The sequence below is a fragment of the Achromobacter sp. GQ309 genome, from assembly GCF_059759315.1.
The window spans coordinates 131,232-148,391 of sequence record NZ_JCAXDP010000009.1; the positions used below are offsets into that span (position 1 = coordinate 131,232).

At 66.3% G+C, this 17,160-nt stretch carries 16 protein-coding genes; 2 read left to right on the forward strand and 14 right to left on the reverse strand.

The window, feature by feature from the left end:
* Nucleotides 1-2: 2 nt before the first annotated feature.
* The 6 genes from AC6CIE_RS25200 to AC6CIE_RS25225 all read right to left on the reverse strand — a co-directional run bounded on the left by AC6CIE_RS25200 (nucleotide 3) and on the right by AC6CIE_RS25225 (nucleotide 6,726).
* Nucleotides 3-1,250: a metal-dependent hydrolase family protein gene (locus AC6CIE_RS25200; RefSeq protein WP_498094479.1), complete on the reverse strand. Its 1,248-nt coding sequence runs from the start codon at nucleotides 1,248-1,250 to the stop codon at nucleotides 3-5.
* 27 nt (nucleotides 1,251-1,277) lie between these two features.
* A complete protein-coding gene (locus AC6CIE_RS25205; RefSeq protein WP_175139508.1) occupies nucleotides 1,278-2,159 on the reverse strand; it encodes an ABC transporter permease in 882 nt (293 codons plus the stop codon).
* An 8-nt stretch (nucleotides 2,160-2,167) separates the two neighbouring features.
* On the reverse strand, nucleotides 2,168-3,214 hold the full coding sequence (locus AC6CIE_RS25210) for a polyamine ABC transporter ATP-binding protein (protein WP_495602620.1): 1,047 nt from the start codon (nucleotides 3,212-3,214) through the stop codon (nucleotides 2,168-2,170).
* Nucleotides 3,215-3,217: 3 nt separating this feature from the next.
* Nucleotides 3,218-4,027 carry an ABC transporter permease gene (locus AC6CIE_RS25215; protein ID WP_175122125.1) on the reverse strand — a complete coding sequence of 270 codons (810 nt, stop codon included), beginning with the start codon at nucleotides 4,025-4,027 and terminating at the stop codon, nucleotides 3,218-3,220.
* Between the two features lie 277 nt (nucleotides 4,028-4,304).
* Nucleotides 4,305-5,399, reverse strand: a complete 1,095-nt coding sequence (locus AC6CIE_RS25220; RefSeq protein ID WP_498094482.1) for a M14 family metallopeptidase — start codon at nucleotides 5,397-5,399, stop codon at nucleotides 4,305-4,307.
* Between the two features lies 1 nt (nucleotide 5,400).
* Nucleotides 5,401-6,726 (reverse strand): MFS transporter, encoded by a 1,326-nt coding sequence (locus AC6CIE_RS25225; protein WP_498094484.1) that lies wholly within the window; start codon nucleotides 6,724-6,726, stop codon nucleotides 5,401-5,403.
* 172 nt (nucleotides 6,727-6,898) lie between these two features.
* On the opposite strand from AC6CIE_RS25225, the gene AC6CIE_RS25230 reads away from it, so the two are divergent.
* Together AC6CIE_RS25230 and AC6CIE_RS25235 are read left to right on the forward strand one after the other, a co-directional pair.
* Nucleotides 6,899-7,801 (forward strand): LysR substrate-binding domain-containing protein, encoded by a 903-nt coding sequence (locus AC6CIE_RS25230; protein ID WP_175122122.1) that lies wholly within the window; start codon nucleotides 6,899-6,901, stop codon nucleotides 7,799-7,801.
* A 92-nt stretch (nucleotides 7,802-7,893) separates the two neighbouring features.
* On the forward strand, nucleotides 7,894-8,601 hold the full coding sequence (locus AC6CIE_RS25235; RefSeq protein ID WP_175139503.1) for a FadR/GntR family transcriptional regulator: 708 nt from the start codon (nucleotides 7,894-7,896) through the stop codon (nucleotides 8,599-8,601).
* A 66-nt stretch (nucleotides 8,602-8,667) separates the two neighbouring features.
* Here the strand turns inward: AC6CIE_RS25235 and otnK are convergent, their stop codons facing one another.
* The 8 genes from otnK to AC6CIE_RS25275 form a co-directional block, all read right to left on the reverse strand.
* The gene (otnK, locus tag AC6CIE_RS25240) at nucleotides 8,668-9,921 is read right to left on the reverse strand and encodes a 3-oxo-tetronate kinase (RefSeq protein ID WP_498094486.1); all 1,254 of its coding nucleotides are present in this window, start codon (nucleotides 9,919-9,921) and stop codon (nucleotides 8,668-8,670) included.
* Entirely contained in the window at nucleotides 9,918-10,826 is a 909-nt protein-coding gene (gene ltnD / locus AC6CIE_RS25245; RefSeq protein WP_498094488.1) for an L-threonate dehydrogenase, read from the reverse strand. The genes otnK and ltnD overlap by 4 nt, the downstream gene beginning before the upstream one ends.
* Nucleotides 10,827-10,872: 46 nt before the next feature.
* Nucleotides 10,873-11,844 (reverse strand): D-erythronate dehydrogenase, encoded by a 972-nt coding sequence (denD, locus tag AC6CIE_RS25250; RefSeq protein WP_498094490.1) that lies wholly within the window; start codon nucleotides 11,842-11,844, stop codon nucleotides 10,873-10,875.
* A gap of 10 nt (nucleotides 11,845-11,854) precedes the next feature.
* Entirely contained in the window at nucleotides 11,855-12,640 is a 786-nt protein-coding gene (gene otnI, locus AC6CIE_RS25255) for a 2-oxo-tetronate isomerase (RefSeq protein WP_175139499.1), read from the reverse strand.
* A gap of 39 nt (nucleotides 12,641-12,679) precedes the next feature.
* Entirely contained in the window at nucleotides 12,680-14,002 is a 1,323-nt protein-coding gene (locus tag AC6CIE_RS25260; protein ID WP_498094526.1) for an MFS transporter, read from the reverse strand.
* An 83-nt stretch (nucleotides 14,003-14,085) separates the two neighbouring features.
* Complete coding sequence (otnC, locus tag AC6CIE_RS25265; protein WP_218342639.1) at nucleotides 14,086-14,724, reverse strand: 3-oxo-tetronate 4-phosphate decarboxylase; 639 nt, start codon at nucleotides 14,722-14,724, stop codon at nucleotides 14,086-14,088.
* Between the two features lie 146 nt (nucleotides 14,725-14,870).
* Nucleotides 14,871-16,022: a hypothetical protein gene (locus AC6CIE_RS25270; protein ID WP_218342638.1), complete on the reverse strand. Its 1,152-nt coding sequence runs from the start codon at nucleotides 16,020-16,022 to the stop codon at nucleotides 14,871-14,873.
* A complete protein-coding gene (locus tag AC6CIE_RS25275) occupies nucleotides 16,019-17,158 on the reverse strand; it encodes a hypothetical protein (protein WP_239214857.1) in 1,140 nt (379 codons plus the stop codon). The genes AC6CIE_RS25270 and AC6CIE_RS25275 overlap by 4 nt, the downstream gene beginning before the upstream one ends.
* Between the last annotated feature and the right edge of the window lie 2 nt (nucleotides 17,159-17,160).

The window sequence follows — 17,160 nt, forward strand, 5'->3', positions numbered from 1 at the left end:
TCCTAGACTCCCAGCTCGTTGTGTTCGATGACGCCGCCCTTCATGATCAGGCCGATGTGCTCGCCCTGTCCCAGCAGGCAAGACAGGTCGCGGTACGGATTGCCGTCCACCAGCAGCACGTCCGCCAGTGCCCCTTCCTGGATGCGGCCCAGCTGGCCGACCTGGTTCAGCACTTCGGCGGCAGTCGTGGTGGCGCACTGGATGACTTCCTGCGCGGACAGCACCTCGCGGCGGATGCGGAATTCGTCGCTCTGCAGGCGCTGGGACGGGCCCAGCAGATCCGACCCGTAGCCGATCTTCACGCCCGCCTTCTTGTAGATCTCAAGCGAATGCAGGCCTGCGGTGCGCACCGTCGCGATCTTGGCGACAGAGTCCGCCGGCAGGCCGTAATCGGCGCCTTCGTTTGCCAGGGCCTCGTAGGTCACCAGCGTCGGCACCACGAACGCGCCCTTCTCGGCCATGAAGCGCGCCACGCGCTCATCGACCAGATTGCCGTGCTCGATGGTGCGCACGCCGTTGCGGATGGCGCGCTCGATGGCGTCGGCGGTATAGGAATGCGCCATCACGTAGGTCTGGCGGCTGGCCGCCTCGTCGACGATGACGCGGATCTCTTCTTCCGAATAACCGAAGGAGGCGATGGGATCGGTGGGCGAGGCCACGCCGCCCGAAGCCATCATCTTGATCTGGTCCGCACCCATCTGCAGTTCCTGGCGCACGGCCTTGCGCACGTCGTCGATGCCGTCGGCGACGCGACCGATATCGCCCGCACGGAAGCAGCAGCCGCAAAAGCTCATGGGACGCAGGTGATCCGAGCGCGGACGCGGATCGCCGTGGCCGCCGGTCTGGCTGATGGCGCGGCCCGAGATGAACAGGCGCGGTGCCTTGACCGTACCTTCGTTGACCGCGCACTTCAGGCCCCAGCCCGCGCCGCCCGCGTCGCGCACGGTGGTGAAGCCCCGGCGCAGCATGGCGGCCATGATGGGCACCGCGCGCATCATCACCAGCGCGTCCGGCAGGACGCCCTGCGTACTCAGATTCAACTGCGTGGCCAGCACGTGCACGTGCAGGTCGATCAGACCCGGCATCAGCGTGCGGCCCGCGGCGTCGATCACGCGCGCCGAGGAAGCGCTGATCGGCTTGTCCGACACTTCCTTGATGACGCCATCCTCGACCAGCACGTGGTGCCCCTCCAGCAGGTCGGACTGCAGGGGATCGAGCAGGTTCGCATTCTTGAACAGCACAGCAGACATGAGAATTTCCTTATCGGGGTATCCAGGTCAGGACGCCATCGTCTTGATATAGCGCCGGTGAATCAGCCAGTTCGAAAAGAGGGCAATGACAAGCGTGCCGCACACCAATATGACTGCGAGCGCCGCGCCGAACGGCCAGTTCGAGGCCTTGGTGATCTGGTCGTATAGCGCCGGCGCCATCATGGTCAGCCCGGAACCGCCCAGCAGCACCGGCGTGGCGTACGCATTCATGCACAGGATGAACACCAGCATCGTGCCCGCGGCCACGCCTGGCGCGGCGATCGGCAGCACGATGCGCCGGAAGGTGGTGAAGAAGCTGGCGCCCACGTTGCGCGCGGCCTCTTCCACCGACAGGTCCATGCCTTCCAACACGCTTTGCAGCGTCAGGATCAGGTACGGCATGACCACCGCCGTGGTGCCGATCACCACCGCCGTCGGCGTGTACATCAGCGTCAGCGGCTTATCGATGATGCCCAGCCCCTGCAACACGGCGTTGACCACGCCCGCGTTGCCCAGCGCCACCATCCAGCCGGCCGCGCGCACCACGTTGCCCACCATCAGCGGAAACACCAGCAGGATCACGAACAGGCTCTTGTAGCGGCTTTGCGTTCGCGCCAGGAAGTACGCCACCGGAAAGCCCAGCACCAGCGCCAGCACCGTGCACAGCGCCGCGATGCCCAGCGTGGTGAAGAAGATGTCGCGGTAGTACGGGTCGCCAAAGAACTTGGCGTAGTTCTCGAACGTGAACGCGGTCTGCATCATCTCGACCGGGTCGAAATGATTGAAGCTGTAGCGCGCCAGCTGAAGGATGGGGATCATGATGATCACCAGCACCACCAGCGAGGCCGGAAAGGCCAGCCCCGGGCCCAGCCAGCGGCTGGGGCGTCCGTCCTGCGTTGCGGTCGTCATCGCGCCTCCTATTGCGTGAAGGCGACGCAGTCGTCGGGTTCGAAGCACGCATACACGCGCTCGCCGGCGGTAGGCGGGGCGGCGCGCGTGCCGGCATTGACGATCTGGCTGATCAGGCGGTCGCCGCCATCAAGCTGCACACGCACCTCCAGCACCGATCCCAGATACAACGACGATTCGATGACGCCTGGCAGCGCATTGCCGCCAGACGGCTGCGCTTGCAGGCGTACACGTTCCGGCCGCACGCCCACATGCGTGGCATTGCCGCCGCCCGGCGCGGCGATGCGCTGGCCGGCCTTGGTTTCGAACTGGTCGTTGGCCTGGCCGCGTCCCGTAAAGACATTCATCTTGCCCAGGAAGTCCGCCACGAACAGATTGGCGGGCCGCTCGTACAACGTGTCGGGCGCGCCCACCTGCTGCACGATGCCGTCGTGCATGATGGCCATGCGGTCGGCAATTGCCAGCGCTTCTTCCTGATCGTGGGTCACGAACACGGTGGTCAGGCCCAGGCGCCGTTGCAACGCGCGGATCTCCTCGCGCACTTCCAGGCGCAGCTTGGCGTCCAGATTCGACAACGGTTCGTCCAGCAGGAACACCTTGGGTTCGATCGCCAGCGCCCGCGCAATCGCCACGCGCTGCTGCTGGCCGCCGGACAACTGGCGCGGATACCGGTCGCGCAGTTCCGTCATGCGCACCATGTCCAGCACGCGCCGGATCTTTGCATCGCGATCGGCCTTGGGCACCTTGTGCATTTCCAGGCCGAACGCCACGTTTTCCGCCACCGTCATGTGCGGAAACAGCGCGTAGCGCTGGAACACCATGCCGGTGTCGCGCTTGTGCACCGGCAGCCGCGTGACGTCGGTTTCACCGATGCGGATGCGCCCTGCCGTGGGCGTGATGAAGCCGGCAATCATGCGCAGCGTGGTCGTCTTGCCGCAGCCGCTGGGTCCCAGAAAGGTGACCAGTTCGCCTTCGGCAATCTCCAGGGAAAAATCCGACACCGCGACCGCCGCGCCGAACTGCTTGCGGATGTTTTCGATTGAGACCTTCGCCATTTCTTACACCACCTGACTGAGTTTCACATAGCGGTCGGTCACAAGCATGATGATGCCCAACAGCAGGATTTGCACCGAGGCCACCGACGCGATCGTCGGGTCCAGGTTGAATTCGAGGTACTGCATGATCGCGATCGGCAGCGTGGTGCGCCCCGGGCCGACCAGCGACAGGGACAGCTCCAGGTTCTCGAACGACACGACAAAACTGAACAGCGCCGCGGCGACGATGGACGGCCGCAGCATCGGCAGCGTCACGCGCATGAAGGCCTTGGGCGCGCTTGCGCCCAGGTTGCGCGCGGCTTCCTCGATGGAGCCGTCCAGCCCGGCCATGCCCGCCGTCACAAGCCGCACGGTCCACGGAATGGTGAGGCACACGTGCGCAATGACCAGGCCGCCGAACGTGCCGACCAGATCCTGATCCAGCACGTTTTCAGCGCGCAGGTAAAAGAGATAGACGGCCACGCCCGCGACAATGCCGGGGATCAGCAGCGGCGACAGCAGCAGCGTGTTGACGCCCTTGCTGCCACTGAAGCGGTAACGCGCAATGGCCACCGCCGCCAGCACGCCCATCGTCACGCCGATGAACGCGGCCACCAGCGACACTTGCAGGCTGAAGATGAAGCCGTTGGCGAACGCGGGGTTTTCCCACGCCTTGACGTACCAGGAGAGCGTGTAGCCCGATGGCGGGAAATAGAGGATGGCGTCCTTGAAGAAGCTCAGCCAGACCACCAGCACGATGGGGCTGAGCATGAACGCATACATGAGAACCACGAAAACGCGGTGCAGCCACGTGGCCCACGGGATCACGCGCAATGGCTTTTCCCGCGAGGCTGCGACGGCTGAGTCCAAAGGAGGCGCACTATGCAAATCCGGTTCCTTTCAGCAACTGCCGGCTTGGTTTGAAACTCCTCCGAAGACTCTGCGGTCTCTACGGTTAACCAAAGCATATCGACGGGTTGCTGCACCGCTCAAGTAGGGATAACCCACGTCGCGCCAGAACTCGCGGGTTATCCCTGCGGTAGCTCCGATGACGGTGCAACCCACTGCGGCGCAACGCCGCCGCAGGTGCTACCCGACACCTGCCGCGCTGCTACCCAGCAGCCTGCAGGCCGGACACCGCTTGCAGCACCGCCACGCGGCTCTGGCCCAGCACCATGCCTTGCCAATCTTCCTGCCCGCAGTAAAACGCGTCGCGTGTGGCCTGCAGGATGTCCTGTTGCAAGGCATCGCTGGCGTCGGGATGCGCGCGCAGCCAATTGCGTCCCCGCAGTGCATGCACCACCTCGTCCCAAGGCTTGGTGCCGAACTCCAGCGCCATCAATGTCGGTTCCGACTCGGGGCAGGCGTCGTAGATGAGACCCGCGAGATGGCCCGTGATGTCCACCGAGGCCGAGCTGCCTTGATACGGCACGGCGATGTCGCTGCCCCACCACTGCCGCGCGCGCGCCACTTCCGTGTCGTCGCGCCGGCCGGCGTAGATCTTCTCGCCGTGACCGCGCGGCCCCAGGCCCGTGTGCACGTCGATCCAGCCGATGTGCGCGTGGCGGCTGGCGTGGGTTCGCAGGATGTCGCGCAGGGTCAGCAGCGACGGCGAATGCCCCGCGCCGCCATAGAACAGGCCATCCGGATGCGTGTACTGGCCGCGCGACACTGCCTGCGTCGTGGCGGCCAGGCCGTGCGTTTCGATATGGCGGGCGATGGCCTGGCGGTTCTGCTCCGTAGGCGGCCATTCCTGCGGCAACAGCAGCTCGTGGATCTCGCCATAGCCTGGATTGGCCGGGAGCGCGCGGCCGTCGAAGGGCTGGGCATTGCGGTTCAGGTCGACGTTGCCCTCGTCGGTGCGAGCGATCCACGAAAAGCCGTACGGGTTCACGGCGTGCACCAGCAGCAGCGCCACGCCTGCCTGCCGCGCGCGTTCCAGCATCGGCGCGTCATCCAGCAGCGCAAGCTGGCAACCTGATCCGCAGAAGCCCTCCACGCCGTGCGTGGCCGACGTCACAATCAGGAGCCGCTGCGCGTCGGCATCGCCGATCAGCGCCACGTCGGTGGCCAGCGGCTCGCCCTGGCTGCCCACGGCCGCGATGCCGTACGACGCAACCTGCGTGGCCAGCGGCGCGGCGGCCGCCAGGAAGCGTTCGCGCGCCTGGGCGTAGCTGCTGGAAAAGTAGCGTTCAACGGATTGCATGTCAGGGCTCCTGGCTGTCGATGTCATGGCCGGTGCGGTCCTGAATCCAGAACAGCACCACGGTGGAAAGCGTCACGGTGACCATCAAGTACCACGCGGGCGCCATCGGGTTGCCGGTCACGTGCAGCAGCCACGTCACGAAGAATTGCGCGAAGCCGCCAAAGACCGAGATGCCCAGACCGTACACCACGGACATGCCCGTGGTGCGCACGGCCTTCGGAAACAGTTCGGGCAGCATCGTGATGACGGGCGCGGTCTGCAGCGCCAGCAGCACGGCCAGCAGGGCGATGACCGTCATCAGCCGCCCGGTGCTGGGCGCCGACACCAGCCATTGGAAGCACGGCAGCAGCACGCAGACCGTGACGGCTCGCGACCAGAAGATCACCCGCTTGCGCCCCACGCGGTCCGCCAGCATGCCGACGAACGGCGCCAGCGCGAAACCGATCGCGCCCAGCACGACGCTAGCAAACAGCGTGGACGTGGCAGGCAGGCCGAGTTCCTTGGTGGCGTAAGCCGGCATGTAGAAGCCGATGATCTGCGCGCACACCATGCCGCCGATCACGAGCAGGATGCCCTTGACGATCGTGAGCTTGTGGTCGGCAAAGACGCGCCGCAGCGGCTGGTGGCCGGCAGCGGTGGTTCTGGCGCCGGCGGCAGGCGCGGGTTCCAGCGTTTCCTCCAGATTGCGGCGGATGTAGGCGCCCACCGGCACCGTCAGAATGCCGATCACGAACGGCACCCGCCAGCCCCAGGCCTGCATTTCTTCCTTAGTCAGCGCCGCCGTCAGGATCGTTACGGTCAGCGCGCCCAGCATCACGCCGAGCGACTGGCTGCCGAACTGCCAGCTCGAATAGAAGCCGCGTTTGCCGGGCGGCGCGTGTTCCACCAGCAGCGTGGTCGAGGCGCCGACCTCGCCGCCCGCCGCAAAGCCCTGGATCAGCCGTGCCAGCACCATCAGCACGGGTCCCAGCACGCCCATCTGCGCGTGGGTCGGCGCCACGGCGATGAGCGCACAGCCCAGGCCCATCAGCCAAAGCGTCAGCGTCATGGCCGCGCGGCGGCCGTGCCGGTCCGCGTACGAGCCGATCAGCATGCCGCCCACGGGCCGCATCAGAAAGCCCACGCCGAAGGTGGCGGTGGTCAGCAGCAACTGGCCGTAGCCGGATGCCGCGGGAAAGAAGAGCGGCCCGATGACCAGCATCAGGAACGTGAAGACGGTGAAGTCGAAGAACTCGAGCGCGTTGCCGATGGTGGTGCCGGCAATGACGCGGCGGCGCATCGACGGCGTGTACAACCCCGGGCCGCCTGCGGCGATGGCAATAGACATTGTTTTCCCCTTGATGTCCGGTGCGGGGCCGCCGGTCCGTGCGTCCGGATCGCTTTGCGCGCCCCACCGCCGTGAATATACGGATGGCGCACGATAAGCAAAAGACAGTATTTTTGTCGCGATGAGCACTTTTGCTTATAGCCCTGCCCGCCCAATCCGGAACGACTTGCCCATGAACCTGCGCCAACTCCGCGCCTTTGTGCTGATTGCCGAGCATCGCAGCATCCGTGCCGCGGCGCGGGCGCTCTTTGTCACCCAGCCCGCCGCCACCCGCAGCCTGCGGGAGCTGGAGCAGAGCGTGGGCGCGGAGCTGGTGCGCCGCAGCGTCAAGGGCGTGGAACTGACCACTTACGGGGAAGCGTTATACAAGCGCGCCGTGCTGATCCTGCAGGAAGCCCGCAAGGCGCAAGAGGAGATCGGCCAGATGCGCGACGGCGAAGGCGGCACGCTGAACCTGGCCATCAGTTCCGCGGCGCTGACGGTCCTGCCCGCCGCGCTGGCCGCGTTTCGCGCACGCATGCCGCGCGTCTCGGTGGCCTTCAACGAGGTCGCGCCGCCCTACAGCCACGAGCAGCTGGAATCCGGCCGCTACGACTTCCTGGTGCAGACCGAATACGACGGCGACATCGACGACGGGTTTGCGCGGACCACGCTGTTCACACTGCCGCTGGCGGTGGGCGCACGCGCGGGCCATCCGCTGCGCGGTGCGCGCACGCTGGCCGAGCTGCACGATGCGCTATGGCTGCTGCCGGGCAATATTCAAGCCCCCGCGAACCTGCTGCGGCTGGCGTTCGATGCGCATGGGTTGCCGCCCCCGCGCGACGTGATTCCCTGCCAGTCCATCGCGGTGGCGCTGGCGATCATTGCGGAGAGCGACGCGCTGGGCATCTTCGTGCGCAATCTTTTCGATCATCAGTTGCTGCCGCGCGGTTTACGCATGGTCCGTCTGGATCATCCGCTGCCCGCGGCGCGCGTGTCGGTCCTGACGCGTGCCGACTCGCCCCCAACGCCGGCCGCGCAATGCTTCATGCATTGCCTCCTGGACGCGCAGGCAGCCCATGCCGACGGCACCTAGGCGAACCCGCCGATAGACCGGGTTACTATTGCCGATGGCCCCGCCGATGACGTCGAGACGGGCCTTTTTGTTTCTCCCCCCACTCCCCGTCCATGGCGTTTCCCCGACTTCCCGCTGTTCCCACCTTGACCGACACGGTCGCCAAACGTCTACTCGCCGAGATCGACGAAGGACGCGTGCTGCCCGGTGAAAAGCTGCCCACGGAATCCGCGCTGGCCGAACAGTTTGGCGTCAGCCGCACGGTGATCCGCGAAGCCGTGTCGCGGCTGCGCCAGGATGGCGTGGTCGAAGCCCGGCAAGGCAGCGGCGTCTTCGTCACCGGGCACACCGGCAACCGGGCGCTGCGAATCGACGCGGCCGAGCTCTCGTCGCTGGAGGCCGTGCTGCATATCGTGGATCTGCGCCGCGCCCTGGAAACCGAAGTGGCGGCGCAAGCCGCCGCCAGCCGCAAGAAGCAGGACATGGTGGAGATCGACGCGGCGCTGGCTGCGATCTCGCAGGCCGTGGACAACGGCGGAGATGGCGTGAAGGAAGATGTGGCCTTTCACCGCAGCATTGCGCGCGCCACCGGCAACCCGTACTTTCTGACCACCCTTGCGTTCGTCAGCCAGTTCCTGGAAGCCGCCACACGCGTCACCCGCGGCAACGAGGCGCGCCATGCAAATCTGATGCGCGACGTATTGCAGGAACACATCGCCATCGTCGAAGCCATCCGGCGCAAGGATGTGGACGGCGCCCGGGAAGCCGCCCGCATTCACATGGTCAATGCCGCCAAGCGGTTGAGCCAGGCGCACCGCTGAGCCGGACTGAAGCGCGATACCGGACTACATTGCCGCGGACTGCACCGCCCCGGCCTGCACAGGCCGCTAGCGAAACGCCTTCGTGAAAAAATCCCGGCTGCCGAAGTTGCCGGACTTCAGCGCGATGCTGATGTCGGCCTGCGCCACCGGCGCATAACCGGCGCACCACGGCACGCCCGGATCGATCTGGTCGCCGATCGTGATCTGCTCCAGGCCCAGCGCCTGCACCACCGCGCCCGAGGTCTCGCCGCCGGCCACGATCAATTGCCGTACGCCGCGCTCCACCAATCCGGCTGCGATGCGCGCGATTGCCGCTTCGATCATGGCGCCCGCCTGGCTCGCGCCCAGCGCGCCCTGGGTTTGCCTGACGGCGTCAGGCTGCGCCGTGGAATAGATGAGCACCGGGCCGTCCTGCATGCGCGGCTCGGCCCAGGCCAGCGCCTGCCCCGCCACGTCCTCGCCGGCGGCCAGCTTCATGGGATCCAGCGCCAGCGCGGGCCGGCCGCTTTCAATGAAGGCCGCCACCTGCGCATTCGTCGCGGCGGAGCAACTGCCCGCCACGACGGCCTGCAAGCCTTGTGCGCGCACCACGCCGGCGGAACCCGTGGCCGACAGCCCCCAGTTGCCGGGCAATCCGATGGCCACACCGGAACCGGCCGTCACCAGCGGCATGCCGTGCAGCGCCGGGCCCAGTGCCAGCAGGTCGTCGTTGGATACGGCGTCGACGATGGCGATCTCGATGCCCTGCGACATCAATTCCTGGATGCGTTCACGAATGGCGGCGGTGCCGCGCGCGACCACGCTGTAATCGATCAAGCCCACGCGGCGCGACGTTTGCGCCGCCAGCACCCGCACGAGGTTGGCGTCGGTCATCGGCGTCAGCGGGTGATGCTGCATGCCGGATTCGTTGAGCAGCACGTCGCCCGCGAACAGATAGCCCTTGAACACGGTGCGCTTGTTGTCGGGAAACGCCGGCGTCGCGATGGTGAAAGCGGTATCCAGGCTCGTCATCAGCGCATCCGTGACCGGGCCGATATTGCCCTGCGGTGTGCTGTCGAACGTGGAGCAGTACTTGAAGTAGATCTGTTCGGCCCCTTGCGCACGCAGCCACTGTAGCGCTGCGAGCGATTGCGCGATGGCCTCGCCGGGCGGCAGCGTGCGGGTCTTCAACGCGACCACCACAGCGTCCGCGTCGTCCCGCAGCGGCTCGCCCGGCGTACCGATGGTCTGCACCGTGCGCATGCCCGCGCGGACCAGATTGTTCGCCAGATCGGTGGCGCCCGTGAAATCGTCGGCGATGCAGCCCAGCTTGATCGTCATTTGGCCTCCGGCAGGGAAATGCCCGGGAAAATCTTGATCACCGCGCTGTCGTCTTCGCGGCCATGGCCGGCCGACGACGCCTGCATGAACATCTGGTGCGCGGTGGACGCGAGCGGCAGCGGGAACCGGGTATGTCTTGCGGTATCCAGCACCAGCCCCAGGTCCTTCACGAAGATGTCCACTGCGGACAACGGCGTGTAGTCGCCCGCCAGCACGTGGGGCATGCGGTTCTCGAACATCCAGCTGTTGCCCGCGCTGTGCGTGATGACCTCATACAAGGCATCGGCGTTCACACCTTCGCGCAGGCCCAGCGCCATGGCCTCGGCAGCGGCCGCGATGTGCACGCCGGCCAGCAACTGGTTGATGATCTTGACCTTGCTGCCCGCGCCCGCGCGGTCGCCCAGCCGATATACCTTTCCCGCCATCGATTCCAGCACTGACCCGCAAGCCTCGTAGGCGGCCGCGCTGCCGGCGGTCATCATGGTCATCTGGCCGGCGGCCGCCTTGGCCGCGCCGCCGGAGATGGGCGCGTCCAGATACAGGATGCCCTGCTCAGCCAGGCGCCCTTCCAACGCCACGGACCAGTTGGGGTCCACGGTAGAGCACATGACGAATACCGATCCGGGCCGCAGCGCGGCGGCAAGGCCGTCGTCGCCAAACAGCACCGACTCGGTCTGCTGCGCGTTGACGACCACGCTGACCACGATATCGCAGGCCTGCGCCATGTCCGCCAGGCTGGCGCACGCCACGCCGCCCTGCGCCGCGAAGGCCGCCGCGGCATCGGCGCGAATGTCGTACACGTGGACCGCGTACCCGGCGCGGCGCAGGCTCTGGGCAATGCCCGCGCCCATCGCGCCCAGGCCGATGACGCCAACGCGGCGCGGTGTTTCTGTGGGTTTGCTCATGTCGTTCGTTGTCCGGAAGCGGGATGCAAAAGGGAAAGGCGGCGACTCAACGCTTCAGGTCGTCGGCCATGTAGGCGCGGACGATGTCGGCAAAACTGCCATCGCCCGTCAGGCCAAGACGGGTGGCGCGCGACGTGTCCCAACGCCCCGGCCAACTGCCGACGATGCGCTCGACACGCGCGTCCGCCTGCCAGCTGATGCGGTCGGCAACCTCGTCGCCCGCGACCTCGCGCAAGGCCTGCGCCATCTCGGCCGCCGTGACTGACACGCCAGGCAGGTTGATCGGCGTCCGGTCCGCCATCGCGTCGGCATCCAGCTCGCAGCCTGCGATCAAGGCAGCGATCGCGCCACGCGGCGACAGCAGCCACAGCCGCGTGTCCGCGCCAACCGGGCACACGGCTGGTTCGCCATTCAGGGGTTCGCGGATGATGCCGCTAGCGAACGACGACGCCGCGGCGTTCGGGCGGCCGGGACGCACGCTGATGGTCGGCAGGCGCAGCACACGGCCATCGACGAACCCGCGCCGCGTGTAGTCGGCCAGCAGCAGTTCGGCGATGGCCTTCTGCGTGCCGTAGGACGATTGCGGATTGAGCGCGGTGTCGTCGCGCACCGTGTCGGGCAGATTGCCGCCATACACCGCCACGGAGCTGGTGAAAATGACGCGAGGCTTGTGGCCCAGCGCGCGGCAGGTTTCCAGCAACGCGCGCGAGGCGTCCAGATTGATGCGCATGCCCAGATCGAAGTCCGCCTCCGCCTGTCCGCTGACAATGGCGGCCAGATGAAAAATGGCGCGCGTCTCGGTATCGATGGCTTGCCGCAGCACCGCCGGGTCGGCAATGTCGCCTTCCAGCGACCGTACGCGCGGGTCCTGCAGATCCGCCGTCACGACGTCCAGCAGATCGATTTGCGTGATGGTCTGGGGCATGCCGCCTTCCAGCGACAGCGTGCCGCGCTCGAGCAGTTTGCGCGCCAGCCGCTGGCCCAGGAATCCGGCGCCGCCGGTGATCAGTATCTTCATGATGGAATGCTCAACGATGGGTGAGATAGGGTTGGGCCCAGCCCAGGCCTTCGGACGTTCCGGCGCGCGGGCGGTATTCGCAGCCGATCCAGCCTTGATAGCCCAACGCGTCGATACGCTGGAACAGGTAGGGGTAGTTCAGTTCGCCCAGATCGGGTTCGTGACGGTTTGGCACGCCCGCAATCTGGATGTGGCCAATGCCGGGCATATCGCGTTCGAGCTTCATGGCGATGTCGCCTTCGACGATCTGGCAGTGGTAGATGTCGAACTGCACCTTCAGGTTGTCCGCGCCCACGTCATGGCGAATGGCCTGCGCGTCGTCCTGCCGGTTCAGGAAAAAGCCGGGAATATCGCGCGTGTTGATGGGTTCAATCACCACGGTCACGCCAGCGGTGGCGGCCGTGCGCGCGGCAAGCGCCAGGTTCCTGACGTAGACATCCCGGTGCGCCGCGCGGTCCTGGCCGGGACGGATCAGGCCTGCCATCACGTGCAGATGGCGGTTGCCCAGCACCGCGGCGTATTCCAGCGCCTGGTCCAGTCCGCGCTTGAACTCGTCTTCGCGTCCAGGCAGCGATGCGATGCCGCGCTCACCCGCCGCCCAGTCACCCGGCGGCGCATTGAACAGGGCCTGCGTCAGGCCGTGCGCATCCAGGCGCGATCGGATCTCGGCCGCCGTGAAATCGTAGGGAAACAGGAATTCCACCCCCGTGAACCCGTCATGCGCCGCGGCGGCGAAGCGCTCCAGGAAGGGATGTTCCGTGTACATCATGCTGAGGTTTGCGGCCAGGCGCGGCATGTCGGTTCCTTTGATGCAGAGGTGATTGCGGACGCCGCGCTAGCGGTTGACCAGCTTGGCCGGCGTGAACCAGACCGCGATGGCGCCAATGACCAGCACGCCCGCCAGCACGTACATGCCGGACGCAGTGGAACTGGTCAGGTCCTTCAGGTAGCCGATCATGTAGGGGCTGGCAAAGCCGGCCAAGTTGCCCACGGAGTTGACGATAGCGATGCCGGCGGCGGCGGCCGTGCCGGACAGGAACGCGGTCGGCAGCGACCAGAACAGCGGTGCGCAGGTCAGCACGCCCGCGGCCGCCATGGACAGGAACACCAGCGATACCACGGTGTTGTCGGCGAAAGAAGCCGCCGCAGAGAAGCCCACGGCGCCCGCCAGGGCCGGCACGATCAGGTGCCAGCGGCGCTCGCGCCGGCGGTCCGCGGAATGGCCCAGCAGGTTCATCACGACGATGGCGCACAGAAAGGGGATGGCGCTGAGCAGGCCGATGTTGAACGCCCCCGTCACGCCCGTGGACTTGATCAGCGTGGGCATCCAGAACGTCAAGCCATACTGGCCGGCGACGAAGGCAAAGTAGATCAGGCACATCCACCACACGCGCGTGTCGGCGAACACCGCGCGCAGCGAATGCTTCTGCGTGCCTGTCTCCTTCTGGTCCTGTTCGATCTCGCGCGTCAGCAGCTTCTTTTCGTCGTCGCTCAGCCATTTGGCGCTGGCGATGCCATTGTCCAGATACATCACCGTGACCACGCCGATCACCAGCGCCGGCACGGCCTCGATCAGGAACATCCATTGCCAGCCCTGCAAGCCGTGCATGCCATGGAAGGCCTCCATGATCCAGCCGGACAGCGGATTGCCGAAGATGCCCGCCACGGGAATGGCCGACATGAACAGCGCGATGATCTTTGCGCGGCGGTGGGCCGGGTACCAGTAGGTCAGGTACAGGATCACGCCGGGATAGAACCCGGCTTCGGCCAGCCCCAACAGGAAGCGCAGGATGTAGAAGCCCGTCGGGGTTTCGACAAACATGAACATGCCTGACAGAATGCCCCAGGTGATCATGATGCGCGCGATCCAGATGCGCGCCCCCAGCCGGTGCATCAGCAGATTGCTGGGCACTTCGAACAGGAAGTAGCCAATGAAGAAGACGCCGGCGCCCAGACCAAAAACGGTTTCACTGAAGCCCAGGTCCTGCGACATCTGCAGCTTGGCGAAGCCGACGTTGACGCGGTCCAGGTAGGCGATGACATAGCAAAGCATCAGGAACGGCACCAGCCGCCAGAACACCTTGGCATACGCGCGAGCGGTTTCGCGGGACTCGGGCGGCGACGAAGCCGCAGGCGCGGCGTGGGACGCCAGTTCCATCGGGGGCATTACCAGTCTCCATCAAGAATGCGCCGCCTTGATCCGCGCTGTCGCGGCCGGCAGGCTTTGTACGAAAAAGCGGATCAGTAGCGGGCGCCGAACGTGGCGCGCAGGGTCTCGATGGCCTCGTCCGTCAGCGGCTCGGGACGCGGCTGAGTCATCAGCCACAGGCGGGCGGTTTCTTCCAGTTCCTCGAGCGCAAACGACGCGTGGGACACCGACTTTTCCCAGACCACCGGGCCCAGCCGCTCGAACAAGGCGCCGCGCACCTGCCCCGCCACGGCGGCGACTTCGGCTGCCGCCTGCGGGTCGCCCGGACGGCGATAGCCGATCAACGGGATGCGACCCACCTTCATGACCTGGTAGGGCGTGATCGGCGGCAATACCTCGTCCGGACGCCACACGCCCGCGAGCGTCAGCGCGACCAGATGGGTGGAGTGCGTATGCACGATGCCGCGGGAATCCGGGCTGGCGCGGTAGATGCCCTGATGCAGCAGCAACGTCTTGGACGGCTTGCCGCCGGCGACCCAGTTGCCGTCCAGATCGACCTTGGCCAGCTCGGCGGGATCCAGCCGGCCCAGGCAGGCGTCGGTGGGTGTGATGAGCCATCCGTCGTCCAACCGGGCGCTGATGTTTCCGGCTGCGCCGACGGTATAGCCACGCGCATAGAGGCTTGCGCCGATGGTGCAGATTTCTTCGCGGATGCGGGCTTCTTCAGTCATGGAATGTCCCCGGGCGGCAGGGACGGGCAACGAACAGCAGACGCGGCGAAGCAGGCATGACGACGATGTCTCTTGAATAGAAGTTATCGGGTCATCATACAAATTTTGGCGATGAGCGGGTATGGGGTAAACCCGCGCATCGCCGATTACGCTTGCGCGCGATCAACGCCCGCCGCGGTCGGCGCGGCGGTGTTCATCCAGGCCGTCAAGGCCATTGCCATCAGCACCAGCAGCGACGGATACAGCATGCTCAAGTTGCGCGCCTCGCCCTCGGCGGCGAACAGCAGAAAAAGCGGCACATTGACCGCCAGCGCCATCAGCACGTGCAACCGGAACGGCGCGGGCAGCAGGCGCCAGCCGGTGACGGCCACGCCCGCGATCATCAACACCATCACGGCGCTCAGCCCTTTGGGCAGCGCGACGCCGTAGGTGCTTTCGGTGCGGAACCAGTTGCCGGGGTCCAGGAAGTAGAAGAAATTCGCGCCCGGCTGGAAACTCACCGCACCGCCCGGGTTGCCCGCGTAGCGCACGCGCAGCGCCAGATACACGCAGCCGCAGACGAACACGAGCCCCGCAACGACGGTTGCAGCCTTGAGGCGCGGCAGGCTGAGCCGAAGAATGGGATACAGCGTGACGACATAGAAGAAGAACGCCTCCTTGTTCCAGGTCGCCATTGCGGCAACGACGGCCAGCAGGCCCAGCCGCCCTGCCGCGCGCACAGGGCGTTCGACCGGGATGCGCCAGGCAAGCAGAATCGCGCATGCCATGAACAGCACTTCGAAGAAGTCGTAGAAGAAGCCGCCTTCGGTCAGAAAGAACGGCAGCAGCAACGCAATGACGAGCGGCGCCGCGGTGGCGGCGGCGTCGCTGGCGCCCGCCCGCAGGCACACCGACCGCATGGCGAACAGCGAGCCGAGCAGCGCCAGGAAGGTCAGGTAATAGACGATGTGATAGCGCAGCGTCACAGGCGCCTGCATCGCTTCCGACGCGGGAAAACGCATGGCCAGTCCTGACCGGCTGTTCACGCGGCGCGGGTCGGTCAGCCGCTCGGACAGGCGCTCGACGGTCGCGGCCGGCATCAGGTCTTGAATGCCATTGGCGATGGCCGGCGCGAACTGGCGGTACACGTAAGGCCGGTACGCGGTGCCGTCGACCATGGACGCCAGCGAATGCGGGCCGTGCCCGTCGTTCAGGCGCCACTTGGTATAGAACCCATTGAAGGCCGCCGCGGCGACCATGACATAGAGCATCGCCAACAGGAATCGGCGGTAGCCCACGCTATTGAAAAAACGGATCATCGGACTTCCAGGGAGACGGCTGGTTGGGGCGCGGTCTGCGGCCCCAGCCACTTTGCCAGCGCCAGCGCCAGCAGGCACAGCAGCGCCGGATACAGCATGCTCAGATTGCGCATTTCGCCGGGCGAACAAAACAGCAGGAACAGCGGCACGTTGATGGCCAGCGCCAGCTTCGCGTGTCCGCGCAGGGCATCTGGCAGCCGCGGCCAGCCATTGATGGCGATGCCCGCGAAGGCCAGGATGCTGAAGAGACTGAAGCCGCGCGGGAGCAGAACGCCATAGGTGTTCTCGGTAAGCAGCCAGTTACGGGGGTCAACGTAGTAGCGCAGGTTGTCCCACAGCTGGAAATCCACGGTGGAGCCGGGATTGCCCGCGTAACGCATGCGCAGCGCCAGATAGACGCAACCGCTCACCAGCAGCAGCACCGTCACGACGCCCGCCGCCGGCAGGCGCGGCAGGTTGCGCCGCAAGAGCGGGTACAGGGCGGGCGTGAAAAAGAAGAAGGCTTCCTTGTTCCACGTCGCCAGCCCCGCCAGCGCCGCCAGCGCGCAAAGCCGGACCGGCGTCTGGCGCGACGCGCCCAGCGCCAGCAGCACGGCGCTCATGATGAACAGCAGTTCGACGAAATCGTAGAAGTAGCCGCCCTCGGTCAAAAAGAACGGCACCATCATCGCCAGGACCGCAGGCGCTGCCGTCGCGGCCACCGCACCCGCCCCCGCCTGCTGCGCCACGCGGCGCATGACGAACAGCGAAGCCAACAGCGCGGCAAACGTCAGGTAGTAGACGAGGTGGTAGCGCAAGGTGACTGCCGGCAGCAGGGCCTCGGACGCCGGATAGCGCATCGCCAGACCCGAACGGCTGTTCACGCGCCGAGGTTCGGCCAGACGCTCGGACAGGCGCGCCACGGTGGCCGGCGGCAGCAACGCCTGGATGCCGTTGGCCAGCGCGGGCACGAACTGCCGATACACATACGGACGGTGGGCCGTGCCCTCGACCATCTGCGACAGCCCGAGCGCCGCATGGCCGTCGTTGAGCCGCCACTTGGTGTAGAACCCGTTCATCACGGCGGCCGCCACGACGACGTAGGCGCAGCACAGCAGGAACCCGCGATACCACGCGCTTTGAAACAGGCGTTGCATGG